Here is a 17,410-nt window from a genome sequence, read left to right as displayed (position 1 = left end):
AACAAATCATCCATCACGGCCTCCTGTCGGAAACCGGGAATCACATCTCAAACGAAATTAATAGGTCCTGAGCCTAGATCGCCGAAGCCCGGCTGCGCTCGACGTAGATTTGGCGCAGATGCGCCGTAATCGCGCCGGGTTTACCAACTCCGATCGGCTTGCCATTGATATTCACGACGGGGTTCACGAGACCGGATGCAGATGTCGAGAAGGCTTCGGCGGCGTTCTCGATCTCCTCGACCGTAAACGGCCGCTCCTCTATCCGAAGCTGAAGATCACTGGCGCAGTGCAGCACGGCTTCGCGCGTAATACCGTGCAGAATGTCGGCGGAAAGGTCCCGTGTGACGATCGTTCCGTCCGTGGTGACGATATAAGCATTGTTTGAGGAACCTTCGGTGATAAAGCCGTCCTTGACCAGCCATGCATCGTCGGCCCCCTGGGCTTTGGCCTGCATCTTCGCCATCGATGGGTAGAGAAGCTGGACAGTCTTGATGTCGCAGCGCCGCCAACGCAGATCATCCAGCGTGACGACATGCTGACCGCGAGCGGCGAGAGCGCTGTCGACGATCGCCTTCTTCTGCGTGAAGAGCACGACGGTATTGGGCGTCGATTCCTGCGGGAAGATGAAATCGCGATCCGCCGCCCCGCGCGTCACCTGGAGATAGACCAGGCCCTCGCCGATTTCGTTCCGCTCGATCAGTTCGCGATGGATGGCCAGCAGGCTTTCCTCCGTCAACGAGAACCGCATGTCCAGTTCACCGAGCGAACGGCGCAGGCGAGCCATATGGCCGGAAAAATCGACCAGCTTTCCGTCGAGGACCAGCGTCACCTCGTAGACACCGTCGGCAAACAGGAACCCGCGGTCAAAAATCGAGACACGGGCTTCGGTTTCCGGCAGAAAATCACCATTGACATAGACGTGACGCATTGAGCTAACCCCAAAGAGATGCTGACGGCGGTTCCATCAGTGAGCCGTCGTAGTGAATGGATGTTTCCCGGTCCCTGGCGAGGAGAAGCGGGCCGTCGAGATCGACGTAACGGGCGTCCTGCGCCACCAGGAAGGCGGGCGCCATGGCAAGCGATGTGCCCAGCATGCAACCGACCATGATGCTGAAGCCGGCCGCCGCGGCTTCCTGTCTGAGGAGCAGCGCTTCCGTCAGCCCGCCGGTTTTGTCGAGCTTGATGTTGACCGCGTCGTACTTGCCGACGAGCTTTCCGAGGGATGCGCGGTCATGGCAGCTCTCGTCGGCGCATACGGGGAGAAGCCGCTCGATTTCCGCCAAAGCTTGATCGGCTTCCGCAGGTAGCGGTTGTTCCACCATCGCAACGCCGAGGCGGACGAACTGCGGAGCGAACGTCAGGTATTGGTCAACCGTCCAGCCCTCATTGGCATCGACGATGAGGGTGGAATGCGGCGCACCCTCGCGCACGGCCTCGATACGCTCGGCGTCGCCATCGGATCCGAGTTTAACCTTGAGAAGTGGTCGATGCGCGTTCTTGGCCGCCGCCTTCCGCATTGCCTCCGGCGCGGCAAGCGAGAGCGTATAGGCCGTGCTCACCGGCATTGGCGGACGCAGGCCGGCAAGCTGCCAGACGGGCTTGCCGGCTTTTTTTGCTTGGAGATCCCATAAGGCGCAATCGAGCGCATTGCGCGCCGCGCCGGGCGGCAACAGCGCCTGAAGGCCGGTGCGCTCCAGTCCGTTGCGTAAATCTGCCTCGACCGATCGAATGGTCTCGATTACCCCTTCGGCCGTTTCGCCATAGCGGGCGTAGGGCACGCATTCGCCGCGGCCGGCGACATCGCCGTCCCGCAAGGCGACCGCCACGACGCGGATTTCCGTGCGTGATCCCCGCGAAATCGTGAAAGCACCGGCGACGGGAAAACGTTCTTCAACGGCGCAGAGCGACAACCCGGTCATAATCCCCCCAACGCCGCAACGAGCCGATCGGCGCCTTGGCGGAACGGATCGACCGTCGGCAGCCCCATCCGCCTTTCGGTTTCAGCGCAAAGCGCCAGCGCATCTTCTGCACGCATGGCGGAGGTATTGAGCGAAATGCCAATCACCTCACAGGCTGGATTGACCATCCTTGCCATCGTCAGCGAAAGATCGCGCAGTGCCTCAAGGCTCGGCAGCTGATAACCGGCAAGACCGCGCATGTGCGGCCGGTTCGGCTCATGGCAGAGCACCAATGCGTCCGGCTGACCGCCATGAATGAGAGCAAGGGTCACGCCGGAATAGGAGGCATGAAACAGGCTTCCCTGGCCTTCGATAAGATCCCAGTGATCCGGATCGTTGTCCGGCGCCAGAAATTCGATTGATCCGGCCATGAAATCGGCGATCACCGCGTCGAGCGGCACGCCGTCGCCGGTGATCAGGATACCCGTCTGGCCGGTGGCGCGGAAAGTCGCCTTGCGTCCCTGCGCGCGCATCGCCTTTTCCATGCACAGCGCCGTGTACATCTTGCCGACCGAGCAATCGGTGCCGACGGCCAGTATTCGCTTGCCAGTCCGTTTTCTGCCATTGGCGATCGGGTAGGCAACCGCCGGCACGCGGACATCGTGCAGCGTCCGGCCGAGCGCCTTGGCCTTTGCAGTCAGATCGGCTTCGTCGCGCAACAGATTGTGCAGGCCGGAAGCGAGATCGAGCCCGGCATCGAGCGCCTGCAGAAGCACTGATTTCCAAGCCGGCGAGATGATACCGCCGCGATTGGCAACGCCGATGACGAGCGTCTTCACGCCCATGTCGACCGCCTGGCCGATCGTCAGGTCCGGCAGGCCAAGATCGGCCTTGCAGCCAGGAAGGCGTAATTGCCCCGTCGCCAGCTCCGGCCGCCAGTCCTTGATCCCCTGCGCGACCTTGGCGGCCAGCCCATCGGGCGCATCGCCCAGGAAAAGCAGATAGGGTGTTTCGATCATTGTCGTTCGCGCCTCAAAGAATCTGTCCGAGGAATGCCTTCGTTCTCGGATCCCTGGCATTGTCGAAGAAGGATGCAGGAGGACCGTGTTCGACGATCACGCCGCGATCGGTGAAATAGATGTGGTCGGCGACTTCGCGGGCGAAGCCCATCTCGTGGGTGACGAGGATACAGGTCATGCCCTCTGCCGCCAGTTCCTTGATGGTAACGAGAACTTCCTTGACGGTTTCCGGATCGAGCGCGGCCGTGACCTCGTCGAACAGCATGACGTCAGGTTGCATGGCCAGCGACCGGGCGATCGCGACGCGCTGCTGCTGGCCACCGGACAACTCGCCCGGATAGGCATTTTCCTTTCCTTCCAGGCGCACTTTCTTGAGGAGCGCGCGGGCGCGAACCTCCACCTCCTGCTTCGGCTGCCCAAGCACCTTGACGGGTGCCATCATCACGTTCTGGAGAGCCGTCTTGTGCGGGAAGAGATTGTATTGCTGGAAGACCATGCCGACTTTCCGGCGCAGCGCCAGCTTGTCCAGCTTGGGATCGTGGACTTCCTGCCCTTCGACCCTGATCGATCCGCCCTGAATATCCGCGAGCGCATTGATGCAGCGGATGAGGGTCGATTTGCCCGATCCGGACGGACCGATGATGCAGATGACGTCGCCCTTCATGATGTCGAGGGAGATTCCCTTCAGAACCTCGAAATCGCCATAGGCCTTGCGCACGTCCTTGATCGACACGATCGGCTGGTCGACGTTCCATGGGATGTTGTCGCTCATGGCAGTTCCTTTGTCAGAGTTTCACTGCGAACCGCTTTTCAAGCGACAGCGTCAGACGTGCGATGGGATAGCAGTAGGCAAAGAAGATGATCAGGGCGAAGCCGTAGAAGGGCACCAGCAGCGAGGGATGGTTGCTTTCGGCCTCCATTGCCTGCCGCGACAGCGTGACCAGTTCGGTGACCCCCAGGAGCGAGACCAGAGGTGTCGCCATGGTCATGATCGCATACCAGTTCATCCACGGAGGGATCATCCGCTTCACGCACTGCGGAAGAATGATCTGCCACAGGGTTTGCGTGCGGCTGAACGCCAGGGACTCGGCCGCTTCCCACTGGCCGCTCGGGACGGAGCGAATGGCGCCGCGAACGATCTCGGCGATATTCGCCATCACCGGCAGGCTCAGACCGAAAACCGCCTTCATCCAATCGGGAACCGGTATGATCGTTCCTGCGATACGGACCTCGAAAGGCAGCGTCAGCATGACGATGAAGAGCAGAACGAGCCATGGAGAGTTGCGGAAGAGCTGGACGATCAGCCATGACAATCGGCGGACGATGCCGTTGTGCGAGACGCGGCCGAGGCCGAGAAACACGCCGGCGATCGTTCCGATGACCATCGTCAGGAAGCTGATGACGATGTTGAGAACGAAGCCCTTGGTGATGAGAAGCGGCAGCCATTTCATTAAGATCGAGAACACATGTTCGGTGCTGTAGGCCGACTGCGCCAGCGCATGAGCGGGCCACAACACGACGGTGGCGATCATCGCGGGCAGCGTCCAGGCGGGCATCGATGCCAGCCAGTGGGAAAAGCCCAAACTATCCTCAGGCAACAGCTTTGGCGGCAGAAGCACGGGCAGATCGGTTGCGACGCGAGAGATTGCGCGCTTCGAACGAGGTTGCATCACTGTCCACCTCCGAAACCCGGAATATACAGGGCACGCTCCCAGCGGTTCATGCCGAATGCCAGAATGCCGACGAGCAGGATATAGACCACGAACAGCACCGTCATCGCGGCGTTCTGAGCCGAGGCATAGTCGTTCCAGATGGACACCATCTGATAGAGCAGCTCCGGAACGGCGATCGCGATTGCCTGCGTCGTCGTCTTGACCAGATTGACGAGGTTGTTGTTGAGCGCCGGCAGACTGACGCGAAGGGCGAGCGGCAGGACGACATAGGCATAGGTCTGCAGCCTGTTCATGCCCAGCGCTTCGCAGGCCTCCTTCGTCGTCTGCGGGATCGCCTCGATACCGGCACGGAAGATTTCAACATTGAAGGCGCCGGCGAAGAAGGAGAGCGAAACGATCGCCCATCCGACATTGGAGATGATCGGCTGTTCGGTCCATCCGTCCGCGCCCGTGATCGTCGGCGTGAATTGCCCAAGGGCGAAATAGAAGAACAGAAGCTGGATCAGCGGCGGCGTGTCGCGGAAGAGCTGGATATAGCCCTGCGTCAGCCAGCGCACCACGGACAAACGCGAGCCCTGTGCCCACGCGCCCGCTATGCCGATGACGAGGCTCAGCACGATACAGACGAGCGAAAGTTCGATCGTCACCCACAATCCGCTGAGGACGCGCGCCCATTGCAGCGGCTCGTAGAAGAAGATGAAATTCCACGCCGGATGGGTCTGCGCCAGTTCCCGGAAGAAAGTCTGCATGATTTCGACCATGATGCCCCTGTCCGAAATTTCATGAAGGGGCCGCCGGCCGCGAAGAAAGGCCGGCGGCAGAACATCGGGACGAGCGTTATTCGGCGAGCCAGTCCTTGAAACGTTCTTCCTGGGTCTTCAGGAATGCGCTTTCCTGGATGCCCCACTTCTTCTCCAGTTCACGCAGATGACCGGACTGGAGCCAGTCGAATTGCATTCCGGACATGAAGCGGCCGAAGATGCAGTCGCGCTCGACCAGCGGCACGGCGAGTGCCCAGGGGTTGTCGTCCTCCGTCTTGAGCGGCATCTCGTAGTCGTTGTACTCGCCGGAGGCGAGGTCGGCAGCGATCGAGGAGTCGTCGAAAGCCCAGGCGACGCATTTCTTGTCGCGCAGCGCCTGCTTGGCTTCCGCATTGTTGTCGAAGGCGATAATCCTGGCACCGTGGCGCTCTTCGATGACCTTGTTGTAGAAGGCACCCTGCTTGCCGCACACCGGCTTGTCCTTCAGTTGTCCCCATTCCTTGATGCCGAGCGCCTTCGGCGCCATGATGTTTGTGCCGGACGTGTAATAGTTCGGCAGGACGACACCGATGATCGCGCGACGGTCAGGCCGGTCGGACATGGTTGCGATCATCAGGTCGATCTTGCCCTGCTCGAGAAACTGCATGCGGTTGGAGGACTGGACGCCGACAAGCTCGAGGTCGACGCCGATCGTATCGGCCACTTCCCTGGCCATATCGGCTTCCATGCCGACAAGCTTGCCATCGGTGTCGATAAAGCCCCAGGGCTTGGCGTCGGATTTGATGCCGACGACGATTTTGCCGCGTTCCTTGATCTTGCTCCAGGTTTCGTTCGTGCAGGAAGCGGCATAGGCGGGCGCAAGGCTGCCAAGTGTGGTGGAGCAGATCACCGCCGCAGTGCTCAACATGTTCACAATCGTTTTCATAGTGCTTCGTTCACCCTCTTGTTTTGTCTGGAAAATAATCTTGCGGACGATGTATCCCCGTCCTTGGAGACCAAGCTGGCATCGTGGGGGCGTTGTGGCAAATGCCGTTTGTTGATAGGTTATGCAAAAATTGCATAGGGTTTGCGATGGAGCTCAACTGGCTTGAAGATTTCATGGAACTGGCCGCCGTTCGTAACTTCTCGACGGCCGCCGCCGCGCGCCATGTCACCCAGCCTGCTTTTAGCCGCAGGATACGCGCGCTCGAAAACTGGATGGGTACGGAACTGATCGACCGCAGTTCCTACCCCGTCAAACTGACGAGCGCCGGCGAGATCTTCCTGGAATCAAGCCGCGCGCTGATGCGTGAGATCTACCGCGTTCGCGACGAGTGCCGCCAGCAGGCACGTGCCGGCGTCGAGATGGTCACATTCAGCGCGTTGCACACGATCGCTCTCAGCCTCTTCCCGGATCTGTTGATCGGGATCGAGAAGAGCGCCGGACCTTTCGTGACGCGGATGCATGCGACGGACTTCTACGATTGCGTGGAGTCGCTGGCGCTCGGCAGGTGCGACATCGCCTTTTGCTACGCCCACGAGCTTGGACCGCCGGTGCTGCAAACCGAGCAGTTCTGGTCGAAGAGGATCCGCGTCGATCCATTCTACCTCGTGAGTACGACGAATGAGAACGGCCAGCCAGCCATTGATCCGGCAACATGGAACAAGAGCAACGACATTCCGTTGGTGGCCTATTCCTCCGATTGTTTTCTCGGCAAAATCCAGGCCCACCTGATGCATGAGATGCAGAAGACGAAGCTGACCTTTCGAACGGTCTATGAAAACTCCATGTCAGAGGCGGTCAAGCGCATGGTTCTTGCCGGAAAGGGCGTCGGCTGGCTGCCGGAAAGCGCGGCTCGACAGGAGATCGAGCAGGCCCAACTCTGTGTCATCGGCGAGGGAGCTCTGCGCGTGGATCTGAATGTTCTCGCAATTCGAAAACAGGGCACCGGGTCGGCGGCGGTTGAGCGTTTCTGGTCAAATCTACATGACCGATAGGGATCGGGAGAGCTGCCTGACCACTTAGCGGCGTACATAGTCTTCACCGGCGAATACCCGGCTAAGGGGGCAAATTTGCACGCCGGAACACAGAAGCCACGTTCGGCAGCACAGAAGCTCGCCGGTTTCTGCGTCCGGAATGTTGGCGCAACAGGGCACTCAGCCGCCCGGCACCGCCGGTAGCCTGCCCGCTGCGGCAAGCTGATCCGTTCCCGGCCCAAGCCGGAAAGCGCAGCGAACGTTGAAGCTACACCACTCCTCGGGAGTACGTCATGCCAAGCTGATAGCTGCTTGTGGGTGCAAGTCCCATCCGGCCAAAGCCATAGCGGGCAAGCCGGGACCGAGTCTTGCGGGCGTCGCGGTAACGCGGGGTCTGAAGTGTAGACAGGAGCCATGCGGGGTGCGGGAATGAGCCTCGAAAGGTGGATGTTCACGGAGGCCGAGTGTGTTCCCTAAACACGAAGGCAACATGAGTATCGTCGTTACGCGAGATGATGCCGCTCCGTCGGGGTCGATGGCCGGATCACGCATGGAAGGCAGTTACCGGAACATGAGAGGCCCGACCGGGTCCGCCAGACTGGTCTCTGGTGGGGGTCAACAACAAGGCACTGCCGGAGTTGTTGACCGAGCTGGGGTCGGGAGTCGGACTGGTTCATAGTACCAATGAAACCGTTGAAGGAAACGAAACGCGTGGAGGGAAGGGACCGGCCCGAGAGGATCTCGCAAGAGGAGGCCAGGGTCCGGACGCAGAGCCGGGTTATCCTGATGCCAAACCTCGAGCGAGTGAACGCGGCAGCCAGACAGGTTGCCCAAACTCGGTTCACTGCACTGCTGCATCACGTCGATCTGAATGCGCTTCATAGTGCATTCAGACGGCAAAAGCGGCAGGCAAGCGCAGGCGTCGATGGGATGACTGTGGCGAAGTACGAGGAGAGGTTGGAGCAAAATCTCCACGATCTCTGCGAACGGGTCCACACGGGTCGCTACCGGCCACAGCCGGTGCGACGTGTTTACATTCCAAAAGCCGATGGCGGAAAACGGCCACTTGGAGTGCCCGCCCTGGAGGATAAGATCGTCCAGGGCGCGGTCGCTGAAGTGCTTAGTGCCGTCTATGAGGCCGACTTTTGCGGGTTCTCCTATGGCTTCAGACCAGGGCGTAACCCGCACATGGCACTGGATGCATTGCATACAGCGATCATGAGCCAGCGCGTGAACTGGGTGCTCGATGCCGACATCCGCAGCTTCTTTGACTCGGTTGACCACGAGTGGCTGCTGCAGATGGTGGCGCACAGGATAGCCGATCCCCGTATCCTCCAGCTAATCAGGCTGTGGCTGCGGGCGGGAATCCTTGAGAGCGGCGAGACGTATGAGACTGACAAGGGTACCCCGCAAGGAGCTGGCATTAGTCCGCTCCTCGCCAACATCTTCCTGCACTACATCCTCGACCTGTGGGTTCATCAATGGCGTCGACGCTATGCACGCGGCCGAATCGTGATCGTGCGCTATGCCGACGACTTCGTCATGGGCTTCGAGAACAAGGATGATGCGCAGGAAATGCTTCTGGCCCTCAAGGAGCGACTAGGCAGTTTTGGCCTGGCGCTTCACGAAGGCAAGACGCGGCTGATCGAGTTTGGCCGGTTCGCGGCTTTGACTCGGCAACGGCGTGGCGAGCGAAAGCCCGAGACCTTCGCCTTCCTGGGCTTCATTCACTATTGTGGAGTGACCCGTGATGGCAGGTTTATCGTGAAGCACAAGACGGAAGGGAAACGCCTGACGCGAAAGCTGAAGGCGGTTAGCGAGGGGGCATGGCGGCATATGCACGCGCCATTAGCCACGCAGCATAAGTGGCTCGCTGCTGTGTTGCGAGGACACTATGGCTACTATGGCAGGCCGCATAACTATGCCTCGCTCAACGGATTCTACCGGCAAATTCGACGCACTTGGTTCCGCTGCCTGAAACGGCGGAGTCAGAAGAGTCGTCGGATGAGCTGGGTGGAGTTCGGAATCCTGACCGCACGCTTCGCGCTGCCAGTTCCTCGCATAACTCGAACTTGGGCGCAGGCACGGATATGACGCGGGTTACTCTCGGGAAGAGCCGGGTGCGGGAAATCCGCCCGCCCGGATCTGTGAGGGCGAAGCCGAATGGCATAGCTACTCGACCATCATCATTCGACCGGCCACGAGCCGATGTTGCGCAAGGCTTCCGGCAATATGTGCGGCTCGTTGCAGACAGTGACACGCGGTGGAAGGGAATCCGTGGCGACGGCAAGCAGATGATTTTCGTCGAGCCACAGCCATGAACCGACGAACCGGCGGGAACCGATCTCCACGAAAAACCCGTCATTCCGGGCGGTGACGGCTATGCTGTCCGGTGCAATGGCGAAACCGGAACCCTCGGCTTTCAGGGCCGATTCCTTGGCCGTCCAGGTCTTCAGGAACTGCCCGATCTCCCATTCCGGGAGGCTCGCCATTTCGCTCGGCGAGAGAAAGGACAACGTGATCTCCTCCCAGAACGGCTGCGGCCGTTCGGTCTCCACGTCGACACCGATCCGGCCGGACCGCATCAGGCCGACGGCGACCCAGTCGCCGCTGTGCGACAGGTTGAAATCGATGCCTGCGGCGTCCGACAGGACCGGTTTGCCGTTCGACAACCTGTCGAAGACGAGGTTCTCCGCCGGCCGCGCCATAGCAGCACCGATCATTGCGCGCGCAAGCAGATGAGCGGCACGGTAACGTTCCGCGTCCTCACGGTGGTGGAACGCCGCGGCCCGCGCCGTTTCGGCCGCGCTCAGCGCCCGGCCTCCGGCAAGGGCGCTGATCACCGTACAAACGGGCGCGGCGATCACCACGCCCGTGCCGCCATCCGGCGCTTGCCGAGGAACGCACCCCTCACTGTCCTCTATCGAGTGCTCGGCAAAAACCAAGTTGATCTCCGTTGCGCCCGCGGGGAGCGGACGCAATCATAATCGGCGGCGGCGTCCGATCACAAGTCCGACGGCGCGTGGGCACTGCAAAGCCGCCGTCCGAGGCGGCGGCCGCCGTCAGGCAGCGCGCCGCAAGGCATCTCCCAGCATCGCCACGATGTCCTCGATATGCTTCTTCTCGGCGATCAGCGGCGGCGAGAAGGCGATGATGTCGCCGGTGACCCGGATCAGCAGCCCCTTTTCGAAGCAGTCGACGAAGACGTCGTAGGCGCGCGCGCCGGGCGCCCCTTCCCGCGGAGCGAGCTCGATACCGGCGATGAGCCCGATCGTGCGGATGTCGATGACATGCGGCAGTCCCTTCAGCCCGTGCATGGCGTCGTGCCAAGCGTCCTGCAGCAGGGCGGCGCGCGTCAGAAGCGCCTCGTCGCGGTAGATGTCGAGGGTCGCGAGGCCTGCGGCACAGGCGGCGGGATGACCGGAATAGGTGTAGCCGTGAAAGAGCTCGATCTGGCCTTCCGGCCCTTGCATCAGTGCGTCATGCACCGGGCGGCTGGTGAAGACCGCACCCATCGGGATGGCGCCGTTGGTCAGCCCCTTTGCGGTCGTGACGATATCGGGTGTCACGCTGAAATAGTCGGTCGCAAACGGCATGCCGAGCCGACCGAAGCCGGTAATGACCTCGTCGAAGATCAGGAGGATGCCGTGCCGGTCGCAGATCGCGCGCAGCCGCTCCAGGTAACCCTTCGGCGGGATCAACACGCCGGTGGAGCCGGCGACGGGCTCGACGATGCAGGCGGCGATCGTTTCAGCGCCATGCAGCGCCACCAGCCGCTCCAGGTCGTCGGCAAGCTCCGCCCCGTGTTCCGGTTGGCCGCGGACGTAGGCGTTCCGCGCCGGATCGTGCGTGTGGCGCAGATGGTCGGAGCCCGCGAGCTGGGGGAAGACACGGCGGTTGTTGACAAGGCCGCCGACGGAAATGCCGCCGAAGCCGACACCATGATAGCCGCGCTCACGACCGATAAGCCGCGTGCGGGTGCCCTGTCCGATCGCCCGCTGATAGGCGATCGCGATCTTGAGCGCCGTATCGACCGATTCGGACCCGGAGCCCGTGAAGAAGACGCGGTCCAGCTTTGCGCCTTCCGGACCCGGCGCGTTCTCGGCCAGCCGTTCCGCGAAATCGAAGGCGATCGGATGCCCCATCTGGAACGACGGGGCGAAGTCCAACGTGGTGAGCTGCCGTTCGACCGCCGCGGCGATCTCGCGGCGCGCGTGACCGGCATTGACGCACCACAGTCCCGCAGTGCCATCGAGGATCCGCCGGCCGTCGGTACTGGTGTAATACATGCCCTCGGCGCTGGCGAGCAGACGCGGCGCGGCCTTGAACTGGCGGTTGGCGGTGAACGGCATCCAGTAGCTGTCGAGCACGGGTGTGTTGGGGCGATTGTGGACGTTCATGGCGATCTCCTGTGATCGTCGATTGACGCCATGATTTGCCAGATACAACAAGTCCTTTTCTGATTGGCCATAACCATCTGGAAAATGGTATCTGATGACAGCAACATTTCGATATTTCAAACACTCGAAACAGGCGAGGAAACATGTCCGTCGATATTGGCAACCGGTTGCGCCATCTGCGCATGGCCCACAATCTCTCGCAGCGCGCACTGGCCAAGCGCGCCGGCGTCACCAATTCGACGATCTCGCTGATCGAATCCAACGCCTCCAACCCGTCGGTCGGCGCTCTGAAGCGCATTCTCGACGGCATTCCGATCGGGCTCGCGGAATTCTTTGCCTTCGAGCCGGAGCGGCCGATCAAGGCCTTCTATGCCGCCGAGGAAATGATCGAGATCGGCAAGGGCGGGATCTCCTATCGCCAGGTCGGCGACAATCTCTTCGGCCGCAGCTTGCAGATCCTGAAGGAATGCTACCAGCCGGGCTCCGATACGGGAAAGATACCGCTGGTGCATGAGGGAGAGGAAGGCGGCATCGTGATTTCCGGACGGCTGGAGGTGACCGTCGACGACGACCGCCGCATCCTCGGTCCTGGCGACGCCTATTATTTCGAAAGCCGCAGACCCCACCGCTTCCGCTGCGTCGGGCCCGTGCCCTGCGCGGTCATCAGCGCCTGCACGCCGCCGACCTTCTAGGAGACCGTTTGCCCGCTATTCGGCGGCGATCTGCGGCCGGAACGGCGTGGGCTTCTGCGCCTCCCCGGTCTCCTGAACGTCGACCGGCTCCTGCTCATGCGTCCTTGTCTCCCGGCCGAAGAACAGCGCGTAGGCGGCCGGCAGGACGAGGATGGTCAGGACCGTCGCGACAAGGATGCCGCCCATCATCGCGTAAGCGAGCGGTCCCCAGAAGACGCCGCGCGAGATCGGGATCAGCGCGAGAACCGCGGTCAGCGCCGTCAGCATGATCGGGCGGAACCGGCGGACGGCCGCACCGATGATCGCCTCGGAACGCTCCATGCCCGCCGCGATATCCTGGTCGATCTGGTCGACGAGGATGATGGAGTTGCGGATGATGATGCCAAGAAGCGCGATGACGCCGAGGATCGCGACGAAGCCGAAGGGCGCGCCGCTGATGAGGAGCGCGGCCGCTGCGCCGATAATGCCGAGCGGGCCGGTGGCGAGCACGAGCATCGCCTTGCCGAAGTGCTGGAGCTGGACCATCAGCAGCACGAGGATGACGAGCAGCATGATCGGTGCCTTGGCCGCGATCGACGCCTGGCTTTCGGCCGAGTCCTCGGCCCCACCCTGAATCTCGACGCGGTAGCCGGGCGCAAGACCGTCACGAAGGGGCTGCAACGCGCCGTAGAGCTTCAGCACCACGTCGTTCGATTGAACGCCGTCGGGCAGAGTGGCGCGTACGGTGATCGTCGGCAGGCGGTCCCGCCGCCATTCGATGCCCTGTTCCAAGACCGGAACGACCTTGGCGACCTGCGACAGCGGCACGAAGCCGCCGAAGTCCGTCGGGATATAGACAGAGTCGACGGCCGTCAGCAACCGGCGGCTGTCGTCCGGTTCGCGGGCGACGATCGACACGGTTTCCTCGCCGTCCCGGAAGTCGCCGAGCGGCGCACCGCTCATCGTCGCCTGCAGCATCTGGCGGATACGCTGCGATGTGACGCCAAGCGCACGGGCGCGGTCCTGGTCGATGACGAGCTTCATGCCCGGCACCGGTTCGAGCCAGTCGTCGTGGATGGCCGCCAGCTGCGGATTTTCCTGGAACTTCGTCTTGACCTGATCGGCGATGCGCCGCACCTCGTCCCGTTCGGGTCCGATCACCCGTATCTGCACGGGCCAGCCGGTCGGCGGCCCGAGGAACAGGCGGTCGACCTTGGAGCGGATCGACGGGAAGTCGGCGGCCAGAATGGACCGCAGCTTGACGATCAACCGTTCACGCGCCGGCTCGTCCTTCGCCATGATGAGCAACTGCGCGAAGTTCGGGTTGCGGAGCTGCTGGTCGAGCGGCAGGAAGAACCGGGGCGCACCCTCGCCGATATAGGTGGCGATGAACCGCTTGTCGTCGTCATCCATCATGCGCGCCTCGAGGGCCTTCGCCTGCGTCTCGACCTCCTTGATGCTGGTGCCTTCCGGCAGCCAGAGGTCGACGAGGATTTCCGGCCGCGAGGACTGCGGGAAGAAGTTCTGCGGGATGAACTGGAAGGCCCACAGGCTGCCGACGAAGGTACCGATGGTCAGCGCGAGCACGATCAGCCGATGGCGCACGGCCCAGCCGACGGTCGCGCGCAGCCGCCGGTAGAAGCGGGTGTCGAAGACGTCGTGGTGTTCGCCGGCATGGTGACGCTGCTTCAAGATCATGTAGCCGAGCCAGGGCGTGAAATAGACCGCCACGAACCAGGACACGACGAGCGAGATGCCGACCACGTAGAACAGCGACCGCACATATTCGCCGGCCGTCGACTCGGCGAAGCCGACCGGGATGAAGCCCGCGGTGGTGATAAGCGTTCCCGTCAGCATCGGAAAGGCGGCGGACGAATAAGCGAAGCTTGCCGCGTCGATCTTGACGAGCCCCTCCTCCAGCTTTCGTTCCATCATCTCGACGACGATCATCGCGTCATCCACCAGAAGGCCGAGTGAAATGATGAGCGCCCCGAGCGAGATGCGCTGCAGGTCGATGCCGAGCTCGTACATGATGGCGAAGGTTGCCGCGAGCACGAGCGGAATGGCGATGGCGATGACCAGGCCGGAGCGCCAGCCGATCGACAGGAACGAGACGACGAGCACGATCGCCAGGGCCTCGCCGAGTGCCTTCATGAACTCGCCGATCGCCTCGCGCACGACCTCCGGCTGGTCGGAGATCTGGTCGACCGCGACGCCATAGGGCAGCGCGCTTTCGAAGCGGGCAAAGGTTTCCGCGATGGCCGTTCCGACATCCGTCACGTTGAATCCCTTGGCCATCACCACGCCGACCTGGAGGCTGTCGCGGCCGTTGAAGCGGTATTTGCGCTGGTAGGGGTCTTCGAGACCCGCCGTAACGGTGGCGATATCGCCGAGACGCGTCACCTGGTCGCCGGCGCGCAGCCGAAGCTCGCGGATGTCGTCCACCCGGTCGACGGCGCCCTCGACGGAAATGCGGACAGATTGCTGGCCGGTATCGATCGAGCCGGCCGGATCGACGCTGTTCTGGCCGGCAATGGCGTTCTGCAGGTCAGTGAGCGTCAAACCACGCTCCGCGAGTGCCTTCGAGGACACGTCGATGAAAATCTTCTCCGGCTGGTCGCCGATGATGACCGCCTTCTCGACGCCCGGTGTCGTCAGCAGCATGTCACGCGCCTGTATCGCGAATTTCTTGAGCTCGGGGTAGCTGTAGCCTTCGCCAGAGAGCGAATAGAGGGTGATGAAGGTGTCGCCGAACTCGTCGTTGAAATAAGGACCGAGCAGGCCGTCGGGCAGTTCGTTCGCGATGTCGCCGACCTTCTTGCGGGCCTGGTAGAAGGCATCGGCAACGTCCTGGGCATCCGTGTCGCCCTTGACCTGCAGCGTGATGATGGCGCTGCCGGCTCGGGTGTAGGATTTAACCCAGTCGAGATGCGGCGTCTCCTGCAGCTTGCGCTCGATCTTGTTGACCACCTGATCCTGCATGTCCTCGATGGAGGCGCCCGGCCAGACCGCCTGCACCACCATGACGCGGAAGGTGAAATCAGGGTCCTCCTTCTGTCCCATGCTCATCAGGCCGAACGCGCCGGCGACGATGATGAGCCCGAAGAGGAAACGGGCGATGCTCGGATGGCCGATCGCCCACCGGGAAAGATTGAACGAACGCTTGTCGTCGGTGGACGTGTTCATGGCCCTGCTCCTCGTTTCCGGCTCAGCGCATCGTGACGTGGTCGGCGGAAGCGGAGAGGGCCGATTGCACCACATCCGCCTGCATCTTGACCTTGAGATCCTCGGTCATGAACTGCGTGCCGGCTGCGACGACGAGGTCGCCGGCCGAAAGTCCCTTGGCGATGCGGACGCCGCTGTCGTTGAAGGATACGACCTCGACGTCCCGTGCATGGACCGTCGCGCTCGCAGGATCGACCGTCCAGACGATCGGCTTCCTGTTCATTTCCGCGAGCGCCGTCAGCGGGATGCTCACCAGCGTCTCGCCGCCGGCGGCCGCCGCCTGCACCATCGCGGTCATGCCAAGCAACACACGTTCGTCGGCCGGGATGCCGATGCGCACCGCGAAGGTGCGGGAGCGCAGATCGGCGCTGCCGGCCACCTCGCGCACCTTGCCCTTCAGGTCGAGACCCGGATAAGACCAGAACCCGACATCGACCGCCTTGCCCTGCTGAAAGGCGAGAATGTCCGTTTCCGGGACCGCGACCAGCACCTCCTTCTCGCCATCGACGGCAACCGTCACGACAGGCGTCCCCGACGAGACGACCTGACCGACCTCGCCGTTCGCCTCCGTCACGATGCCGTTTTCGGCGGCCGTGAGATCGGTGTAGCGCACCTGATTGCGACTTTGGTCCAGCGTGCTCGCCGCATCGTCGCGTGCAGCCACCGCCTGGTTGTAGGAGAGCTCCGCCTGTTCGAGGCTGGACTTCGACGTCACATTCTTTGCGAACAGATCGCGAGCGCGCTTCAATGCGAGCTCCGTGGTCTCGACCTGTCGCTCCGCCGCGGCGACGTTCGCCTCGGCGGAGCGCACCTGCAACTCGTAGTCGGAGGTGTCGAGCCGCGCGAGAACGTCGCCACGCGCGACGCGGTCGCCGACGTCCACCAGCCGCTCGGTAATTTTACCGGACACCCGGAATCCAAGCGCCATTTCACGCCGCGCCCTGACCTGGCCGGAATAGTCGAGGCTGCGCGTTGCTTCGGGCACCTTCACCTCCACGACCTTGACGGGGCGCGGCGCGTCGACGGCGGCTTCGGGCTTCTCCGTCTCGGTGCATCCGGCCAGCGCGAGCGCCGAGAGGAACAGCAGGGGGGTGAACCGAAATTTGACAAACACTGGCGAAATCATCTTCGCTCTCCAACAAAAAATGGGCTTCCACCGATCGCGCGGCGAGCGCATTCGGTCATCGCAGCGCCTGTATGGCGAATTCGATCAGGTCTTCGGCCCGCGCCTGGTTTTCTTTCATCAGGCACTGCGCAACCATCTGCGGGTGGCACAGCGTAACGAGGCTCGCGCCGAAACATTTCGACGCAATGACGGGATCCTGCGGGCGGAACTCGCCGGCCGCGATGCCATCCGCGATAATCTCCGCGACGATCGCATGCAATCTGATGATGTGCTTTTCGATGACATGCCAGTCACGCTCGATCGCAACGACGACCATCTCGTGCACCTTCTCCTGATCGAGCATGGTATCGACGGTCATCTGATGCTGCGTAGAGGCGTAGCGTCGCAGCCGCTCGGCAGCGCTTGAGGGTTCTTCGGCGACCGAACGGGCGAGATCGTAGCCTGCCTGCAGCATGCGGCTGCAGAGCGCCTGGTGAATGTCCTGCTTGGAGGCGAAGAACCGGTAGATATTCGCAGCCGACATGCCGAGGTCGCGTGCGATATCTGCGACTGTCGTCTTGCTGTAGCCATAGTGGCGGAAGAGGCGCTCCGCTACATCCAGGATGCGGTTGATGTTTTCTTGGCGCACCGCATCCTGTCCGGCTTCAAGAAGGGCAATGTCATTCATGGCGTGACCCTGAC

At 62.2% G+C, this 17,410-nt stretch carries 15 protein-coding genes; 3 read left to right on the top strand and 12 right to left on the bottom strand.

What is annotated here, in order from left to right:
• Positions 1–73: 73 nt before the first annotated feature.
• The 7 genes from LXM94_RS09640 to LXM94_RS09610 all read right to left on the bottom strand — a co-directional run bounded on the left by LXM94_RS09640 (position 74) and on the right by LXM94_RS09610 (position 6,258).
• Positions 74–928 (bottom strand): D-amino-acid transaminase, encoded by an 855-nt coding sequence (locus LXM94_RS09640; RefSeq protein WP_235770996.1) that lies wholly within the window; start codon positions 926–928, stop codon positions 74–76.
• 4 nt (positions 929–932) lie between these two features.
• Positions 933–1,919 carry an N-acetyl-D-Glu racemase DgcA gene (dgcA, locus tag LXM94_RS09635; protein ID WP_235770995.1) on the bottom strand — a complete coding sequence of 329 codons (987 nt, stop codon included), beginning with the start codon at positions 1,917–1,919 and terminating at the stop codon, positions 933–935.
• Complete coding sequence (dgcN, locus tag LXM94_RS09630) at positions 1,916–2,917, bottom strand: N-acetyltransferase DgcN (protein ID WP_235770994.1); 1,002 nt, start codon at positions 2,915–2,917, stop codon at positions 1,916–1,918. Before dgcN ends, dgcA begins: the two co-directional genes overlap by 4 nt.
• A gap of 13 nt (positions 2,918–2,930) precedes the next feature.
• The gene (locus LXM94_RS09625; protein WP_268965072.1) at positions 2,931–3,689 is read right to left on the bottom strand and encodes an amino acid ABC transporter ATP-binding protein; all 759 of its coding nucleotides are present in this window, start codon (positions 3,687–3,689) and stop codon (positions 2,931–2,933) included.
• Positions 3,690–3,702: 13 nt separating this feature from the next.
• Positions 3,703–4,500 carry an amino acid ABC transporter permease gene (locus tag LXM94_RS09620; RefSeq protein WP_235770993.1) on the bottom strand — a complete coding sequence of 266 codons (798 nt, stop codon included), beginning with the start codon at positions 4,498–4,500 and terminating at the stop codon, positions 3,703–3,705.
• Positions 4,501–4,586: 86 nt separating this feature from the next.
• Positions 4,587–5,351: an amino acid ABC transporter permease gene (locus LXM94_RS09615; protein WP_235770992.1), complete on the bottom strand. Its 765-nt coding sequence runs from the start codon at positions 5,349–5,351 to the stop codon at positions 4,587–4,589.
• Between the two features lie 76 nt (positions 5,352–5,427).
• Positions 5,428–6,258, bottom strand: a complete 831-nt coding sequence (locus LXM94_RS09610) for a transporter substrate-binding domain-containing protein (RefSeq protein ID WP_235770991.1) — start codon at positions 6,256–6,258, stop codon at positions 5,428–5,430.
• A 164-nt stretch (positions 6,259–6,422) separates the two neighbouring features.
• On the opposite strand from LXM94_RS09610, the gene LXM94_RS09605 reads away from it, so the two are divergent.
• On the top strand, positions 6,423–7,328 hold the full coding sequence (locus tag LXM94_RS09605; protein ID WP_235770990.1) for a LysR substrate-binding domain-containing protein: 906 nt from the start codon (positions 6,423–6,425) through the stop codon (positions 7,326–7,328).
• Between the two features lie 663 nt (positions 7,329–7,991).
• Positions 7,992–9,401, top strand: a complete 1,410-nt coding sequence (ltrA, locus tag LXM94_RS09600) for a group II intron reverse transcriptase/maturase (protein WP_408015615.1) — start codon at positions 7,992–7,994, stop codon at positions 9,399–9,401.
• 92 nt (positions 9,402–9,493) lie between these two features.
• Here the strand turns inward: ltrA and LXM94_RS09595 are convergent, their stop codons facing one another.
• The gene (locus tag LXM94_RS09595; RefSeq protein WP_235770988.1) at positions 9,494–10,252 is read right to left on the bottom strand and encodes a 4'-phosphopantetheinyl transferase family protein; all 759 of its coding nucleotides are present in this window, start codon (positions 10,250–10,252) and stop codon (positions 9,494–9,496) included.
• Positions 10,253–10,369: 117 nt separating this feature from the next.
• The gene (locus LXM94_RS09590) at positions 10,370–11,707 is read right to left on the bottom strand and encodes an aspartate aminotransferase family protein (RefSeq protein WP_235770987.1); all 1,338 of its coding nucleotides are present in this window, start codon (positions 11,705–11,707) and stop codon (positions 10,370–10,372) included.
• Positions 11,708–11,850: 143 nt separating this feature from the next.
• Between LXM94_RS09590 and LXM94_RS09585 the strand changes: the two genes are divergently transcribed.
• A complete protein-coding gene (locus LXM94_RS09585; protein WP_235770986.1) occupies positions 11,851–12,399 on the top strand; it encodes a cupin domain-containing protein in 549 nt (182 codons plus the stop codon).
• Positions 12,400–12,414: 15 nt separating this feature from the next.
• Here the strand turns inward: LXM94_RS09585 and LXM94_RS09580 are convergent, their stop codons facing one another.
• From LXM94_RS09580 to LXM94_RS09570, 3 genes are read right to left on the bottom strand one after another with little or no spacing between them, the layout of a single operon-like run.
• Positions 12,415–15,564, bottom strand: a complete 3,150-nt coding sequence (locus LXM94_RS09580; RefSeq protein WP_235770984.1) for an efflux RND transporter permease subunit — start codon at positions 15,562–15,564, stop codon at positions 12,415–12,417.
• 22 nt (positions 15,565–15,586) lie between these two features.
• Positions 15,587–16,729 carry an efflux RND transporter periplasmic adaptor subunit gene (locus tag LXM94_RS09575; protein ID WP_235770982.1) on the bottom strand — a complete coding sequence of 381 codons (1,143 nt, stop codon included), beginning with the start codon at positions 16,727–16,729 and terminating at the stop codon, positions 15,587–15,589.
• Positions 16,730–16,784: 55 nt separating this feature from the next.
• Entirely contained in the window at positions 16,785–17,396 is a 612-nt protein-coding gene (locus tag LXM94_RS09570) for a TetR family transcriptional regulator (RefSeq protein WP_235770981.1), read from the bottom strand.
• Positions 17,397–17,410 lie beyond the last annotated feature (14 nt).

This window comes from Rhizobium alarense (genome assembly GCF_021555155.1).
In the GTDB taxonomy this organism is placed as follows: domain Bacteria; phylum Pseudomonadota; class Alphaproteobacteria; order Rhizobiales; family Rhizobiaceae; genus Rhizobium_D; species Rhizobium_D alarense.
Note: the sequence above shows the minus strand (reverse complement) of the source record. Positions and strands in the feature narration are given on the sequence as shown.